The following is a 16,360-nucleotide window of genomic DNA, read 5'->3' as shown; positions in this document are numbered from 1 at the left end:
ACGCGTCCACTCGGCGAACATTCGGCAGACTCTTGACGATGGTAAAAATACAGCCCTACATTCGAGCCGTTGCCTCGTGTGGTTCAGGCCACATGTCCCCCGAGAACGGAGCGCTTCCGTGCCTCGACGCCTCCTCCGCCTCCCCGCAGCCCTCGGCGCCGCCGTAGCCCTCGGCACGACCGCCCTCACCGGAGCCGCCACCGCCGCGACGGCTCCCGCCCCCTCCCACACCACCGGCACCCTCGCCGACGGTGCCACCTGGATCGCCGACGTGCCGGCGCCCTGGAACGGGACGCTCCTGCTGTTCAGCCACGGCTACGGACCGACCGTGGCACAGGACGCCCCGTCCGACGAGGCGCGCTCCGCGCTCCTCGCCGAGGGCTACGCCCTCGCCGGCTCCTCCTACGACCCGCACGACTCCTGGTGGGCGCTGAACAGCGCCGAGCGCGACCAGTTCGCCACCTTGGACGCCTTCACCCGCGCGGTCGCCCGGCCGGCCCGGACCCTGTCCGTCGGCGAGTCCATGGGCGGGCTGGTGAACGCCCGCATCGCCCGCGACGGGGCCGGCCGCGTGGCCGGCGCCCTCGGGCTGTGCGGCCTGGTGGCCGGCGGAGTCGACCTGGACGACTACCAGCTGGACGCCGAGTACGCCATCGCCTCCCTCCTGCTGCCCGGCCAGGAGGTGAAGCTCACCGGGTTCACCGACGCCCAGGAGGCCGCCGCCACGGCGCAGCGGCTGACCGGCGCGGTCACCGCCGCCCAGGCGACGCCTCAGGGACGGGCCAGGATCGCGCTCGCCGCCGCGTACCTCAACCAGAGCGACTGGGCCCCCGGCCAGAACCCGCCCCCCGCCGGCGACGCCGCGGGGCAGGAGGCCCAGCAGTACGCCTGGCTGAGCCAGGGACTGCTCGCGTTCATCGAGAACGGCCGCTGGTCCATCGAACAGTCGGCGGGCGGCAACACGTCGGGGAACGCCGGCATCGACTACGCGGCGCTGCTGCGCGCCTCCGAACACGCCGCCGAGGTCCGCGCCCTGTACCGCCGGGCCGGTCTGGACCTGCGCGCCGACCTGACCGCACTGACCCGGGGTGCGCGCCTTACGGCCGACCCGAAGGCCCGCCGCGCGCTGCGGGAGACCTCCACGGCGGGGCAGCGCCTGGCCGTGCCGCTGCTCGACCTGCACACCACCTCGGACCAGCTCGTCCCCGTCGAGCAGGAGTCCGCGTTCGCCGCGCGGGTCCGGGCGGCCGGGGACGGGGCCCTGCTCCGGCAGGCGTACGTCGCCCGGCAGGGCCACTGCGCGTTCACCACGGCCGAGATCGTGGCGGGCGTGCACGCGATCGACCACCGCGTCGCGACCGGTCGCTGGGACCGGGTCGCGGAGCCGGCGTCCCTGCAGCGTGCCGCGGAGTCGCTGAACCTGGGCGGCGCCGCCTTCGTCACCTACCGCCCCGGCCGCCTCGTCGGCACCCGCGACTCCTGACCCGTCGCCGTCCCCTCTCTTCCGCACTCCAGGGAACCCCCATGTCGCTTCGCGAACCCACGGACCCGGGGCCGGCCAGGCTCCCGCTCGGCACGCTCGTCGCGGGCTGCCTCGCCGTCTGCCTCGCCCAGATCGCCCTCGCCATTCCCGCCACCCTCAACGGCCTGTTCCAGGAGGACCTGCACCCGATCGGATCGCAGCTCACCTGGATCTCCGACGCGTTCCTGCTGCCCGTCACCGTCCTGGAGCTGACCTTCGGCGTGCTCGGCGACCTCTTCGGCCGCAAGCGGCTGCTGGTCGGCGGCTCGGCCCTGATCGTCGTCGGTGAGGTCGTCGCGGCCGCGAGCCACGGCGTCCACCTGCTGTGGGCCGGACAGGCGATCGCCGGCCTGGGCGCGGCCGCGCTCTTCCCGACCTCGCTGGCCATGGTGGCCGCCGGGACCCGCACGCACCAGGCCCGGTCCCGGGCCATCGCGATCTGGGCGGCGTCGCTGTCCACCGGCGGCTTCATCGCCCCCGTGCTCGGCGGCATCACCGGAAACTACGGGTCCTGGCGGTGGGCCTTCGTCGTCGTGACGCTGATCGCCGCCGCCAGCACCCTGGTCGGCCTGCTGCTGGCCGCGAACTCCAGCGCGCCCGAGGGCCGCTCGCTGGACCTGGGCGGCCAGGTCACGATCGGCGTCGGCCTGTTCGCGCTGCTCTACGGCGTCATCCAGGGGCCGGCCGACGGCTGGGGCTCCGGACCGGTGATCACGGCGTTCGTCATCGCGGCGGTCTTCGTCGTGCTGTTCATCGTCGCCGAGCGCCGGGCCCGCTCGCCCCTGCTGCGGCTCGGCCTGTTCACCAACCGGGCCTTCGCCATCGCGTCGTTCGTGGCCGTGGTCGGCATGTTCAGCTTCCTCGGCACGGCGTACGCGGCGAGCATCCGGCTCGGCCCGATCCAGCACCAGAGCCCGATGCGCTCCTCCGTGGCGTTCCTGCTGCTCAACGGCCTGGCACTGGTGATGCTGCCGATCACGTCCCGACTGCTGGACCGGCTGGCCGGCCGCTGGATCCTCACCATCGGCCTGGCGCTCATGGCGGCCGGCGACTTCACCGCCGCGACCCTGCCCGTCTCCGACCGGGCACTGACCTCGCTCATCCTGCCGCTCGGCCTGGTGGGCGTCGGTTTCGCGCTGACCGTCTCCTCCATCACCGCGACCGCCGTGAACACGGTGCCGATCCACTACGCCGGGATGGCCAGCGCCGCGACGAGCCTGCTGCGCGACTTCGGGTTCACGCTGGGTCCGGCGGTGATCGGCGCGGTCGCGCTTAGCCGCGCCGCGTCACAGTTCACCTCCGGCCTGGCCGGCTCGACGCTGAGCCCGCAGATCAAGGCCGCGGCGGGGCACGTCGCCGCCGAGGGCGGGCCGCTCGCGGTGAACTCCGTGCCGCCCTCGTCGCCGCCCGGCGCCGCGGCACCGCTCGCGCTGGACGCCCTGGGGCACGGGTACGCGATCGGGTTCGTCGTCTGCGGGGCGGCGGCGCTGCTGTCCTGCCTGCTCGCCCTGATCGCCCTGCGCGGCGGGGTCCGGGAGGAGGTCGCCGAACAGCCCCCGGCCCAGGAGGCCGCCGCGACCGCCTGACCGCCGGAACGCGTCCGGCGCCGACCGGACCTCGGGGCCGTCGCCCACCCGTTCAGGGGGGCGATGGCCCCGGTGACATTCGCCGGCGGAAACGCGGAATTCACGCATCGCGTCCCTCGGCATAACAATCCCATGAACGGGCATCGGCGCAGGTGACGAGGTGCAACGGGGCCGCCGGATCCCGTTACACGGTGGCACTGTACGACGCGCCGGGCGGCTCGTAGCGTCAGCCGTCATAAGGGCAGGGAGTCCACTTCTCCCCTGCGTTGCTCACGCTTTCCGAAGGGAAGATCCGATGAGCCCGATCGTACGCGCGGCCCTGGTCCAGGCGACCTGGACGGGTGACACCGAGACGATGATCGCCAAACACGAGGAGCACGCCCGCGCGGCCGCCGCCCAGGGCGCGAAGGTCATCGGTTTCCAGGAGGTCTTCAACGCTCCGTACTTCTGCCAGGTGCAGGACGCCGAGCACTACCGGTGGGCCGAGCCGGTGCCGGACGGCCCGACCGTGCGGCGGATGCGCGAGCTCGCCCGCGAGCTCAGCATGGTCATGGTGGTCCCCGTCTACGAGGTCGAGCAGTCGGGGTTCTATTACAACACCGCCGCCGTCATCGACGCCGACGGCGCCTTCCTCGGCAAGTACCGCAAGCATCACATCCCGCAGGTCAAGGGCTTCTGGGAGAAGTTCTACTTCCGGCCCGGCAACCTCGGCTGGCCGGTGTTCGACACGGCCGTCGGCCGCGTCGGCGTCTACATCTGCTACGACCGGCACTTCCCGGAGGGCTGGCGCGCGCTCGGCCTGGCCGGTGCCCAGCTCGTCTACAACCCGTCGGCCACGCACCGAGGCCTGTCGTCGTACCTGTGGAAGCTGGAGCAGCCCGCCGCGGCCGTCGCCAACGAGTACTTCGTCGCCGCGATCAACCGGGTCGGCGTGGAGGAGTACGGCGACAACGACTTCTACGGCACCAGCTACTTCGTGGACCCGCGCGGCCAGTTCGTCGGCGATGTGGCCTCCGGCAAGGAGGAGGAGCTGGTCGTCCGCGACCTCGACTTCGGCCTGATCGACGAGGTCCGGCAGCAGTGGGCGTTCTACCGGGACCGCCGCCCGGACGCCTACGGCCCGCTCGTCGAGAACTGAGAGGAGCCGACCGCATGGGGACCACCGTGATCCGCGGCGGGCTGGTCATCACCGCCGCCGACGAGACGAACGCCGACATCCTCATCGAGGGCGGCCGGGTCACCGCGCTCGCCGCGCACGACAGCGACGTCGCGCGCGCCTGGGCCGAGTCCGCCGACCGCGTGCTCGACGCCTCCGGCAGGTACGTCATCCCGGGCGGCGTGGACGCGCACACCCACATGGAGATGCCGTTCGGCGGGACGTTCGCCGTCGACACCTTCGAGACCGGCACCCGCGCCGCCGCGTGGGGCGGCACCACCACGATCGTGGACTTCGCCGTGCAGACCGTCGGGGAGTCGCTGCGCGCCGGCCTGGACGCCTGGCACGCCAAGGCCGACGGGAACTGCGCCGTCGACTACGCCTTCCATATGATCCTCTCCGACGTCAACGAGGACACGTTGAAGGAGATGGACGGCCTGGTCGACGAGGGCGTCACCAGCTTCAAGCTCTTCATGGCCTACCCCGGCGTCTTCTACAGCGACGACGGGAAGATCCTCCGCGCCATGCAGCGCGCCGCCGGGAACGGCGGCCTGGTCATGATGCACGCCGAGAACGGCATCGCCATCGACGTGCTGGTCGAGCAGGCCCTGGCCGCCGGCCGTACCGACCCGCGGTACCACGGCGAGGTCCGCCACGCGCTGCTGGAGGCCGAGGCCACGCACCGCGCGATCCAGCTCGCCCGCGTCGCCGGAGCGCCGCTGTACGTCGTGCACGTGTCGGCGACGGAGGCCGTCGCCGAGCTCGCCCAGGCCCGTGACCTCGGGCTGCCCGTCTTCGGGGAGACCTGCCCGCAGTACCTCTTCCTGTCCACCGACAACCTCGCCGAGCCGGATTTCGAGGGCGCGAAGTACGTCTGCTCCACGCCGCTGCGCCCGAAGGAGCACCAGGCGCACCTCTGGCGGGCCTTGCGGACCAACGACCTGCAGGTGGTCTCCACCGACCACTGCCCCTTCTGCTTCAAGGGCCAGAAGGAGATGGGCCTGGGCGACTTCTCCAAGATCCCGAACGGGCTGCCGGGTGTCGAGAACCGCATGGACCTGCTGCACCAGGCGGTCGTGGACGGCCGCATCTCGCGGCGCCGCTGGATCGAGATCGCCTGCGCGACCCCGGCCCGCATGTTCGGCCTGTACCCCCGCAAGGGCACGATCGCGCCCGGCGCGGACGCCGACATCGTGATCTACGACCCGGACGCCACCCAGGTCATGTCCGCCGAGACCCACCACATGAACGTCGACTACTCGGCGTACGAGGGGCGGACCGTCACGGGCCGGGTCCAGACCGTCCTGTCCCGCGGCGAGGTCGTCATCGACGACCGGTCCTACACCGGCCGGGCCGGTCACGGCCGCTTCGTCGCCCGCGAGACCTGCCGCTACCTCGGCTGAGAAAGGCGCGCCTCATGGACTTCGGACTCGTCCTGCAGACCGACCCGCCCGCCTCGGCCGTCGTCGAGCTGATGCGCCGTGCCGAGGGACGCGGCTTCACGTACGGCTGGACGTTCGACTCCGCGGTGCTCTGGCAGGAGCCGTTCGTGATCTACAGCCAGATCCTCGCGCGGACCGAGCGCCTGATCGTCGGCCCCATGGTCACGAACCCCGGTACCCGCACCTGGGAGGTCACCGCCTCGACGTTCGCCACGCTCAACTCGATGTTCGGCGACCGCACGATCTGCGGCATCGGCCGGGGCGACTCCGCGATGCGCGTGGCGGGCCGACGGCCGAACACCCTCGCCGTGCTGGAAGAGGCCATGCACGTCATCCGCGAGCTCGCGGAGGGACGTACGGCGGAGGTCGACGGCACGCCCATCCGCATCCCCTGGGTCGGGGAGGGCGCCCGGCTGCCGGTCTGGATGGCGGCGTACGGGCCGAAGGCCCTCGCCCTCGCCGGCGCGAAGGCCGACGGCTTCATCCTCCAGCTCGCCGACGTGTACCTGACCGAGTGGATGGTCAAGGCGGTCCGGGACGCCGCGGTGGCCGCCGGCCGCGACCCCGCCGACGTCGCGATCTGCGTCGCCGCCCCGGCGTACGTCACCGACGACGACTCGCCCGAGGCCCTGGCGCACGCCCGTGACCAGTGCCGGTGGTTCGGCGGCATGGTCGGCAACCACGTCGCCGACCTCGTCAGCAGGTACGGCGAGTCGTCCTCCCTGGTGCCCGAGGAGCTGACCGAGTACATCAAGGCCCGCCAGGGCTACGACTACGCCCACCACGGCCGCGCCGGCAACCCGGACACCGCGTTCGTCCCGGACGAGATCGTCGACCGGTTCTGCCTGATCGGACCGGCCGAGGCCCACATCGACAGGCTCCGGCGACTGCGGGCGCTCGGCGTGGACCAGTTCGCCGTCTACGACATGCACGACGCCAAGGAGACGACGATCGACGCCTACGGCGAGACCGTCATCCCCGCGCTGACCGGCTGACCCCGGCGCGGCCGGCGACCGCCCCAGAGCGTGGCCGGTGGATCTCCTTCATGGCGCCGCGCAGCCGGACGGAGATCCACCGGCCACGCCTCAGGCCCCCCTCTCGTTCCCGTCCCTCCCGAGGAGCCGCGCATGACCGCCACCTCGCCCTCGCCCGCCGAACCCACCGCCTCCGCCGGCCGCGTCGAGCTCCCTGACGCGGCCGTGCCCACCGGCCCGTACGCCAACGAGGACCTGCTGCCCGTCCCGATCGCCAAGCGGAGGTGGACGACCTACAACTTCACCGCCCTGTGGGTCGGCATGGCCCACAACCTGGCCTCCTGGACGCTCGCCTCCAGCCTGGTGGCGCTGGGCATGGACTGGAAGCAGGCGGTCCTCACGATCGCGCTCGCCAACGTCGTCGTCCTCGTGCCGATGCTGCTGAGCGGCCACGCCGGGCCGCGCTACGGCATCCCGTTCCCGGTGTTCGCGCGGGCCTCCTTCGGGGTCCGGGGCGCGAACCTTCCCGCGCTGGTCCGCGCCGCCGTCGCCTGCGCCTGGTTCGGCATCCAGACCTGGATCGGCGGGTCCGGCATCTTCCTGCTGGCCGGCAAGCTGTTCGGCGACTGGTGGACCGGCGCCGCGCACGTGGGCGGCTATCCGTGGACGCAGTGGCTGTCCTTCGCGCTGTTCTGGGTGCTGCAGATCGGCATCATCATGCGCGGCATGGAGACGCTGCGCCGGTTCGAGAACTGGGCGGCGCCGTTCGTCATCGTCGGCGCGATCGCGCTGCTGATCTGGATGAGCGTCAAGGCCGGCGGGTTCGGCCCGATCGTGCACCAGCCGTCGAGGCTGGGGTGGGGCTCCGGCTTCTGGAAGGTCTTCTTCCCGGCGCTCATGGGCATGATCGGTTTCTGGTCCACCCTGTCGCTGAACATCCCCGACTTCACGCGGTACGGCGCGAACCAGCGCGCGCAGTTCTGGGGCCAGACGCTGGGGCTGCCCACCACCATGACGGCGTTCGCGCTGCTGTCGGTGCTGGTGACCTCCGGTTCGCAGGTGGTGTACGGCAAGGCGATCTGGGACCCGATCGAGCTGACCGCCCGGCTCGACAACTGGGCCGCGGTTCTGTACGCCCTGGTCACCGTGCTGATCGCGACCCTCTCGGTGAACATCGCCGCCAACGTGGTCTCGCCGGCCTTCGACCTGTCCAACATCGCGCCGCGGCACGTCACCTTCCGCACCGGCGCGCTCATCACCGCGGTGATCGGCGTGGTGATCTTCCCGTGGAAGCTGCTGGCCAGCCCGCAGGCGTACATCTTCACCTGGCTCGGCACAGTCGGCGGCCTGCTCGGCACCGTCGCCGGGATCCTCATCGCCGACTACTGGGTGCTGCGGCGCACGCGGCTGGACCTGGCCGACCTGTACCGGGCGGAGGGCCGCTACTGGTACGACGGCGGCTGGAACTGGCGTGCCGTCGCGGCCTTCGCGGTCGGCGGCGTCCTGGCCATCGGCGGCTCGTACTCGGCGCCCGGCACCGGCCCGTTCCCGGCCGGCGGCCTGATCCCGCCGCTCAAGCCGCTCGCCGACTACGGCTGGGCGGTGGGCCTGGCCTCGGCCTTCCTGCTGTACATCCTGCTGACCCGGCTGTTCCCCGCGACCGGGCGGGCCGTCACCGCGACCGCACCGGCCGAGAGCGCCCCGGCCTGACGAGTCAGGCCCGTCCCGGCGCGGAGCGCGGCGGGACGGGCCTCGGGCCGGTCTGGCCCTCGTGGGCGAGGAGCGCGACGTACAGGGAGGTGAGGCGTTCCCAGTCCTCCAGGTCGATGCCGAGCAGCGCCTCGATGCGCTGCAGCCGGCGGTACAGGGTCGGGCGGCTGACGTGCAGCGCCTGGGCGGCGAGGGACTTGTTGCGGCCCGTCTCCATGTACGTGCGGAGCACGCCGAGCAGCGAGGGGTTCTCCAGCAGCGGGCCGAGCTCGCGTTCGATGAACGCCTGCAGCTCCGGGTCGTCCCGCAGGAGCCGTACGAGTCCCCGCAGGCGGACGTCGCCCAGCCGGGCCACCGGTCCGTCGGGAGGCGCGGCCACCGCCGCGTCCGCGACGTGGACCGCCTCGACGAACGACCGGCGCACCTCGTCGAGCACCGAGCAGTCGAAGCCGGCGCCCAGCACGGCCCGCCGCCCGCGCAGGGCCAGCGCCTCCCGGACCCGCACCGCGACCCGGCATACGACGGCGTCGGTGTCCTCGCCGTACGGGATGCTCAGCAGCGCGGCCGTGCCCTCGGGCTCGATCCGGGCGACCAGCCCCGCCACCTCCGGCGTCTCCGCCACCGCCCGGTCGACGAGCTCCGGCGTGCCGTCCCGTTCGCCGTCGGTGCGGCCGTCGTCGAGGACGCGGACCACCACGGGCACGAAGGTCCGGCGGTTCACGGGCAGCCCGGCGGCGCGTACCCGGGTGAAGAGCTGCTCGGGCCGGGCGGCTCCGGAGGCCAGGTCCAGCAGCAGCGCCTCCGCGGCCTGTTCCTCCCAGCCGTGGTCCCGGTCGCCCAGCAGGCGATGCATCGCCAGCGCCTCGGCCGCCCGGGCGCCGAGGAGCAGTCCGGACTCCTCCGATCCGGCGTAGCCGAAGAACACCAGCCGGCCCCACCGCCGGCCCCGCGCCTCCAGGTCCACGACGATCCACCCGTCGGGTTCGACCGTCACCGGTCCGCTCCCCGCCAGCTCGGCGACCTGCCGGGAGACGCGGTCCCAGTCGCGCAGCAGTTCGCTCAGCGACGCCCGGTCGCCCGCCGAGGCGAGGACCCGCTGGGCCAGGTTGACCAGCACGACCGGGCAGCCGCTGTAACAGGCGATCTCGTCGAGCAACTGCTGCAGTGTGGCCCCGGACAGGTTGAGGGCGGTGAGCGAGGACCGGATGTTGTCGGACAGGTTGAGCGCGGCGAACCTGCCGTACAGCAGCCGCGAGTGGACCTCCTCGGTCATCCGCACGAACGGCGCCGGCCGGTGCAGCACGATGAGCGGCACTCCGCATCGCTCCGCCGCCCGGCGCATGGGTTCGGGCGTGGTGCGGAACGCGCGGCCGAGACCGAGCACGACCGCGGCGACGTCCACGCGCCGCATCGACTCGATGTAGTCCGCCTGGGCCTGGTCGTTCCCGGCCAGCAGCAGGCCCGTGGTCAGCACCATCTCCCCACCGGCCAGCATGACGGCGACGTCCGTCGCCTCGGCGACGTGCAGCCAGCGCACCGGGCGGTCCAGGTGCGCGGCGCCGGCCACGACCTCCGGCCCCCAGGTCGTCACAAGGTCCAGGCCGAGGACGTCGCGGACCGTGAGCCGGGCGGCCGCGGTCCGCGGTTCGCGGGCGGCCGGTGTGGGTGTCTGTTCGCTCAAGCCGCCGACCTGCTCCTTCGCCAGTCCGGGTAGCGATGAGGGAGAGACTATGCCGGGTCCCGCGGGATGCCCACCCTCGTGGCGGCACAGGGGCGGCGCGCCGGATCGAGGCCGGTGAGAACCCCCACAAAAACGCCGTCTCACGCTTGCGTAAGGCGCCGTGCGGCGCACAGTGACTCTTTGACGTCGTACCGACGGGTGCGGCGTGACGAGAAGACAAGAACAGGAGCTTCGTCATGGGAGCGATTTCCGCCTCTGAAGCAGCGCCCCGTCCGAAGGTGTGCGATCACCGGTCGGTCGGCATCGACATCGTCGGCCCGAGCGGGGAGCGCCTGATGCTGCAGCGCGTCAAGCCTCCCGTGGGCAGGGCGCCCGGGGCCGGTCACGTCGACGACCACGGCTCCCCGGAGGACGCGGCGCGGGCCGAGACCTTCGAGGAACTGGGACTGACCGTCATCCGCCTGCGACGGCTGGCGGGCGGCTGGAAGCCCAACCGGTGCCGCCGCGAGGTCAGGTCCGGCTGCGCCGTCGGCCACCTGTGGATCATCTACCGCGCGGACGTCACCGGGGACATCAACCCCGGCGCCGACGAGGCCCGCAACGTCGCCTGGCACTCTCCGGACCAGGTGCGGGACCTCGCCCGCCGTACGATCCACCGCGCCCGCGGCTGGATCAAGGACGAGGAGTTCGCTCGTGATCCGGGCCTGGAACCGGTCTGGGTGGACTGGTACACCCAGCTGGGCGTCATCAACGGGGTCGCCGAGGCCGACCTGAACCGCGTCAGGGCCCTGTACGCCTGAGCCTGACGCAACCCTGGCAGGGCCCCGGCCGCACATGGTCGGGGCTCTCCTTTTCGTGCCGGCCGGTCACAGGTCGATGGTCTGCCCCGCTCTGAAGACCCTGATGTCGGCGCCGGACCGCTCGGCCTCGACCTCGAGCCACGAGGCCACGACCTCCATGCCGAGCTCCGAGACGTAGGCGTCGTGGATCGAGTACGCCCGGGCCGGGGCGACCTCCCGGAGGTAGGCGACCATCTCCGCCCCCTTGAGCCACGGCGCGTCGCACGGCGTCAGCAGGGTCGGCACGGGCTGCGCCGGAACGGTGAGCGAGTCGCCCGGGTGGAAGACCTCGCCGTCCACCAGGAAACCGCTGTTGGCGACCGGCGGGACGTCCGGGTGGCCCGCGGCGTGCAGATCCCCGTACACCTGGACGTCGAATCCGGCCACGGAGAACCGGTCCTCGTGCCCGACCTCCTGGATCTTGAGATCGGGGAACTGCTCGGCGACCGCTCGGTTGGCGAAGATCCGCAGCCCGGAGTGTTCCGCCTGCGCCCGGCGGAGGCGGTCGGCGTCGAGGTGGTCGGGGTGCTCGTGCGTGATGAGGATCGCGTCGGCGCCGTCGAGCGCGTCGGCCTCCGGGGTGTACACGCCGGGATCTATCACGATCGCCCGGTCGTCCTTCCGCAGGCGCACGCACGCGTGGCCCAGCTTCGTCAGCTTCACGGCGCCGATCCTTCCATGATCTTCCTGCTTGCCCGCAGCACGGCGACCTCGGTAGAGGTGAGGGGTGAACGACATCCAGAGCGGTCGGCGTACGGGCGCGGCGGAGCCCGAGGACGTGCTGACGCGGCGCTCCTCACCGCCGGACGCGACAGTGGCCTACGGAGAGCTGCCGGACCAGGTCGCCGACGTGCGGTTCCCCCGAGACGGCGCGGGGACGGCCGCGCCGCTCGTCGTCATCGTGCACGGCGGCTTCTGGCGCGCCCGGTACGACCGGGCGCACACCGGTCCGATGGCCGACGACCTGGCCGCGCGCGGCTTCGCCACCGCCTCGGTCGAGTACCGCCGCGTCGGGCAGGACGGCGGCGGCTGGCCGGGCACCTTCGACGACGTGGCCCGGGCCGTCGACGCCGTTCCCGCGCTCGCGGACCGGCTCGTTCCGGGCGGGATCGGGGACGTGGTGCTGCTCGGTCACTCGGCGGGCGGGCACCTCGCGCTGTGGGCCGCCTCCCGGACGCGCCTCCCCGCCTCCGCGCCCTGGCGGCTGGCGGCGCCGCCGCCGCTGCGCGGAGTGGTCGCGCTCGCGCCGGTGGCCGCGCTCGAACTCGCGTCGCGCCAGGGGCTCAGCGACGGCGCCGCCGACGACCTGCTGGGCGGGCCCGCCGGCGACCTGCCCGAGCGCACCGCGCTCGCCGACCCCCTGACACTGCTCCCCTCCTCGGTGCCGTCCGTGCTGGTACACGGGACGGCGGACGAGGACGTGCCGGTCGAGCAGTCGCGCCGGTACGCCCGGGCGGCCCGGGCGGCCGGAGACGACTGCACGCTGACCGAGCTGACCGGCACCGGCCATTTCCCGGTGATCGATCCCCTCTCCCGCGCCTGGCCCGCCGTCCTCGGCGCGCTGAAGGCCCTGCTCGAACGCTGACCTCCGGCGCGACCGGCGTCACGGACGAACCACACGTTCAAGGCCGTCACCGGTATGTTCCGGGCGCAGACGGGTAGGCGGTGTGCCATGCCTACCGTGGTGCCGAGAGTGGTCGGGGAATGTAGGAACTCCATCGGGTTCCATCGAGGGCGCCTCTTCGAGGTCGTGCCTTGTCCGAGGCCAGCGGGATTGTCCGACCGTTGAGATGGATTTCGTTGTTCCGTCGAGATTCCCGACGGAACGCTGATATCTATGTTTCATGGTCGCGATAGCTGATCTGGGTGATGCCGTTGGCGAGGGCCGGCAGTGACGCTCGCGGCGGTGCGGTCCTTGGCCTCGCCGCGTCGGCTGGTCGGTGCTCAGCAGGTCGAGGACTTTGAGCAGGAGCTCGTCGATCAGTATCTGCTCGCGAGCGTCGGTGCCGGCATGGCGGACTGCACTGTCGCCGATGACCGTGCAGTGATCTTCGAGTTCGTGCGGTTCCTCGGGCGGCCGGTCTGGACGACGCAGCCGGAGGACGCCGATCGGTTCCTGGCACACCTGCGTCGAGACCGCAAGCTGGCCGGTTCCACCGTCCAGAAGAAGGCATGGACGCTGGCCCAGTTCTTCGACTTCCTGATCGCCCGCTACCAGGGCGATATCCACGCGCTGACCGAGTACGTGGTCTGCCAGCCGATCGACGACTTCAACCGGCCCGCGAAGACCGAGTACGGCGCTCCTCGAGTCCCGCCGGCGGATGCCGAGATCGAGGCGTTGTTCGGCGCGTGGCGCGATTCGCTGCCGGACGCCCGCAAGTACCTCATCGCCGCCCGGGACTACTTCGCGGCGTCGCTGTGGCGCCGGGTGAGACTGCGGATCACCGAGTCGGTCCGGCTCGACATCCGGGACTGGCGGCCGGACCTGGGCGAGTACGGCAAGCTGCACATCCGCTTCGGCAAGGGCAGCCGCGGCCGCGGGCCCAAGACCCGGCTCGTGCCGGCCATCAACTCCGTGGACGCGTTGATCACCTGGTGGCTGACCGACGTGCGCCACCAGTTCGGCGACGACTGGTCCGACCCCGATGCGCCGCTGATGCCGAGCGAACGCCACGACCCGCAGGGCCGATGCCGGCGGGTCGGCGACAATGCGCTCCGGCGAGGCCTCGCCGGAGCGGTCGAGAAGTACCTTCCGACCTGGTCGGGCAGGCTCACCCCGCATGGCCTGCGGCACTACTGCGCCTCGTCGCTGTATGCCCGGGGCATGGACCTGAAGGCCATCCAAGAGGTCCTCGGGCACGATTGGCTTTCGACGACGACCCGGTACGTCCACGTTCACGCCGACCACATCGAGAACTCCTGGGCCGCGGCCAACCAGCGCGTTTCCGCCCGGCTCGGCCAAGCCAAGGGATGAGAGCATGCGCTGGAATCTGAGGTTGAAGGCCGCCGAGCGCGGTATCTGGAAGTCCACCGAGATGCGGCGGCGTCTTGCCGAGGCCGGGCTGGAGATCAGCGCGGGGAAGATGTCGGCGCTGTGGACCACCACCCCCACCACGATCCGGCTCGATGACCTGGACGTGATCTGCGCCGTACTCGAGTGCGAGCCGACCGACTTGTTGATCCGCGAACCGGACAAGGTCGAGGCACGCAAGCCCCGCCAGGCTGAGCAGGCGTCCGGTCCGGCTGTGACTCCGCGGTTGGGCCGCAACCGGACGCTCCCACCAGCGTGAAGAGCCCGCGGATATGCCCGGCGTGCCGCCGGAAGCCGGTGAGCACCTACTCGGCCAAGTACTGCTTCGACTGCCGCCCGGTCCATCGGCGTCCACCACCGCCCTGCCGCAAGTGCGGGTCCTTGGACTATTACTCCGCCGGGCTGTGTCAACGCTGCCATCCCGGCGCCCCGGAGCTGCCGGAGTCCTGCCCGGACTGCCACGCCTGGGGGCTGCTTCGCAGCTACGGCAGGATCTGCATCGCCTGCCGCCACTGGCGCAAGAACAAGCCGGTCGGAGCATGTGAGGTCTGCGGCCACCAGGCCCACCTTCGCGACGGCGCCTGCCGCCTGTGCTGGAAACAGGCCGGGATGGTCCGTCAAGCCCACAAGGGCGTCACGCTCACCGAGGCGAACCGGCACGGCCAGCAACTGTTCCTCGCCAACATGGAACAGCGGATCAGCCTGATCACCCCGAAACAATCCCGCCGCCGTCCACCGGCAGCCGCCCCGGCCCCACACTGGGCGCTGATCACCCCCGCCCAGCACCGGCAGCTGACGCTCATCGACCCGCCCCGTCACCTGACGCCGGGCTTCCGCTGGGCACGCGCCCTGCCCGACCCGGCACTGGCGGCCGCGCTGGAACAGGTCGCCCAGGATTACGCCGAACAGTACGGGTGGGGCGGGCCGAAGTTCCGCCGAGCCCGGTCGGGTCTGCGCGTCATGCTCGGCACCCAAGACACCATCGGCGCACCGATCAAGGCCAGCGACGTCGCGTTACTCCTCGACGCCGACCTCCCGGCCGGACCGGTGATGGAAATCCTCGCGGCAGCGGGCCTGCTGGAAGACGACCGCGTGCCCCGGGTCGTCGCCTGGATGAACCGCAAGGTCACAGAACTACCCCAGCAGATGGCCAGCGAGATCCTGGCCTGGTTCGATGTCATGCACTACGGGAGCACCACTGCGCCGCGACGCCGCCCTCGCCCCGAGGCCACGATCCGAGCCCACCTCAACGGGTGCTTGCCGGCGTTGAAGGCCCTCGCGCGAACGCATGAATCGCTGCGCGAGATCAGCCGGCAAGACGTCCTCGATGTCCTGCCCGTCAGCGGGACCCCTCGCGCCGCTTGCCTTCGCGGACTGCGGTCGATCTTCCAGACGCTCAAGGGCAAAAAGCTCGTCTTCACCGATCCCACCGCCCGGATCGTCTCCGGCGCGCCCGACACGAACGTACCCATGCCGGTCGACGTTGACCGGCTCCGGTCGGCGCTGGATGCCGATCACCCTGCCGCGGCCGCCATGTCCGCGCTGTTCATCTTCCACGCGCTCCGGGCCGGCGAGCTTCGCAGCCTGCAGCTCACCGACGTGCGGGACGGCCGCCTGCATGTCGACGACCGGATCGTGCCGCTGGCTGATGAGGTGCAGATCCGGATAGCCGTCTGGCTCGACCATCGGCGCGAGCGCTGGCCCAACACCGCCAACGCCCACCTGTTCATCAACCAGTACACCGCCACCCGCCTCGGGCCGGTCAGCCACTACTGGTTCGCCAGCCTGCTCGGCATCTCGCCCCAGAAGATCCGCGAGGACCGAATCCTTGATGAGGCACAGGCCACCGGCGGGGACGCCCGCCGGGTCTGCGACCTGTTCGGCCTCACCGTCGGCGGCGCCATCCGCTACACCGGCACCGTCGACCACCCCGGTGTCGTAGAGTGCCGACTGCGCACCGCCAAGAAGCCATCCGGTTCGTGAACCTGGAGTCCGGATCGGTGGTGCTGCCGATCCGGTTATCCGACCGCTGGCGCACCGCGTGTCGTGATCATCACCAGTGTTGTCGTCACGGTGCTGTACGGCGGTGACCGATAGAGCGAGCGTGTCTTCCGGCTGTTTCGGGCGGCTTGGTGATCGCTGCTGCGCTGGTGGTGGCCGGGTGAGGCCATGGGATGGCGATTTTTACGGTGGTCTTCTTCTGAGGCTGGTGGGGTGGCAGAACGAATGTGATCTGGGTCGAGTCTTGGGCGCTTCGACCCGGACCTGCGGTTTCGCGCCGAGGCGGAGAAGGCGGTGCGGTCTCTGCCTAGCCGTGGCCGGGTGCGGAACCGAGACGTAATGGGGCGTCCCCAATGGAAATGTGGTGTTCACCCTGTTCGTTTCGGTCTGACCTCACGTTTTGTGCTCATTGTGAGTG

The 16,360-nt window shown here is 71.6% G+C and carries 13 protein-coding genes; 11 read left to right on the top strand and 2 right to left on the bottom strand.

Features of this window, described 5'->3' with window-relative positions:
* The first annotated feature begins 118 nt into the window (after positions 1-118).
* From AB0L00_RS22450 to AB0L00_RS22425, 6 genes are all read left to right on the top strand, one after another.
* Entirely contained in the window at positions 119-1,483 is a 1,365-nt protein-coding gene (locus AB0L00_RS22450; RefSeq protein ID WP_364437288.1) for a hypothetical protein, read from the top strand.
* A 41-nt stretch (positions 1,484-1,524) separates the two neighbouring features.
* Positions 1,525-3,108, top strand: a complete 1,584-nt coding sequence (locus tag AB0L00_RS22445) for an MFS transporter (protein WP_364437285.1) — start codon at positions 1,525-1,527, stop codon at positions 3,106-3,108.
* 295 nt (positions 3,109-3,403) lie between these two features.
* Positions 3,404-4,246 (top strand): nitrilase-related carbon-nitrogen hydrolase, encoded by an 843-nt coding sequence (locus tag AB0L00_RS22440; protein ID WP_364437282.1) that lies wholly within the window; start codon positions 3,404-3,406, stop codon positions 4,244-4,246.
* Between the two features lie 14 nt (positions 4,247-4,260).
* Positions 4,261-5,667: a dihydropyrimidinase gene (gene hydA, locus AB0L00_RS22435; protein ID WP_364437279.1), complete on the top strand. Its 1,407-nt coding sequence runs from the start codon at positions 4,261-4,263 to the stop codon at positions 5,665-5,667.
* Between the two features lie 14 nt (positions 5,668-5,681).
* Positions 5,682-6,701 (top strand): TIGR03842 family LLM class F420-dependent oxidoreductase, encoded by a 1,020-nt coding sequence (locus tag AB0L00_RS22430; protein ID WP_364437276.1) that lies wholly within the window; start codon positions 5,682-5,684, stop codon positions 6,699-6,701.
* Positions 6,702-6,833: 132 nt separating this feature from the next.
* Positions 6,834-8,390: an NCS1 family nucleobase:cation symporter-1 gene (locus AB0L00_RS22425; RefSeq protein WP_364437273.1), complete on the top strand. Its 1,557-nt coding sequence runs from the start codon at positions 6,834-6,836 to the stop codon at positions 8,388-8,390.
* 4 nt (positions 8,391-8,394) lie between these two features.
* Here the strand turns inward: AB0L00_RS22425 and AB0L00_RS22420 are convergent, their stop codons facing one another.
* Positions 8,395-10,071, bottom strand: coding sequence for a PucR family transcriptional regulator (locus AB0L00_RS22420; RefSeq protein WP_364437270.1), 1,677 nt, complete (start codon positions 10,069-10,071; stop codon positions 8,395-8,397).
* Between the two features lie 236 nt (positions 10,072-10,307).
* Here AB0L00_RS22420 and AB0L00_RS22415 point away from each other — a divergent pair, with 236 nt between their 5' ends.
* Complete coding sequence (locus AB0L00_RS22415) at positions 10,308-10,871, top strand: NUDIX hydrolase (protein WP_364437267.1); 564 nt, start codon at positions 10,308-10,310, stop codon at positions 10,869-10,871.
* A gap of 66 nt (positions 10,872-10,937) precedes the next feature.
* On the opposite strand, the gene AB0L00_RS22410 is transcribed toward AB0L00_RS22415, so the two are convergent.
* Positions 10,938-11,573, bottom strand: coding sequence for an MBL fold metallo-hydrolase (locus AB0L00_RS22410; RefSeq protein ID WP_364437264.1), 636 nt, complete (start codon positions 11,571-11,573; stop codon positions 10,938-10,940).
* A 64-nt stretch (positions 11,574-11,637) separates the two neighbouring features.
* On the opposite strand from AB0L00_RS22410, the gene AB0L00_RS22405 reads away from it, so the two are divergent.
* The 4 genes from AB0L00_RS22405 (at position 11,638) to AB0L00_RS22390 (ending at position 15,924) form a co-directional block, all read left to right on the top strand.
* Complete coding sequence (locus AB0L00_RS22405) at positions 11,638-12,495, top strand: alpha/beta hydrolase (RefSeq protein WP_364437261.1); 858 nt, start codon at positions 11,638-11,640, stop codon at positions 12,493-12,495.
* Between the two features lie 330 nt (positions 12,496-12,825).
* On the top strand, positions 12,826-13,884 hold the full coding sequence (locus AB0L00_RS22400) for a tyrosine-type recombinase/integrase (RefSeq protein ID WP_364437258.1): 1,059 nt from the start codon (positions 12,826-12,828) through the stop codon (positions 13,882-13,884).
* A gap of 4 nt (positions 13,885-13,888) precedes the next feature.
* Entirely contained in the window at positions 13,889-14,200 is a 312-nt protein-coding gene (locus AB0L00_RS22395; RefSeq protein WP_364437255.1) for a helix-turn-helix transcriptional regulator, read from the top strand.
* Positions 14,201-14,238: 38 nt separating this feature from the next.
* Positions 14,239-15,924: a hypothetical protein gene (locus AB0L00_RS22390; protein WP_364437252.1), complete on the top strand. Its 1,686-nt coding sequence runs from the start codon at positions 14,239-14,241 to the stop codon at positions 15,922-15,924.
* Positions 15,925-16,360 lie beyond the last annotated feature (436 nt).

The organism is Actinoallomurus sp. NPDC052308 (assembly GCF_040679195.1).
Lineage (GTDB): Bacteria > Actinomycetota > Actinomycetes > Streptosporangiales > Streptosporangiaceae > Actinoallomurus > Actinoallomurus liliacearum.
This window is presented reverse-complemented; position numbering and strand designations above follow the sequence as displayed.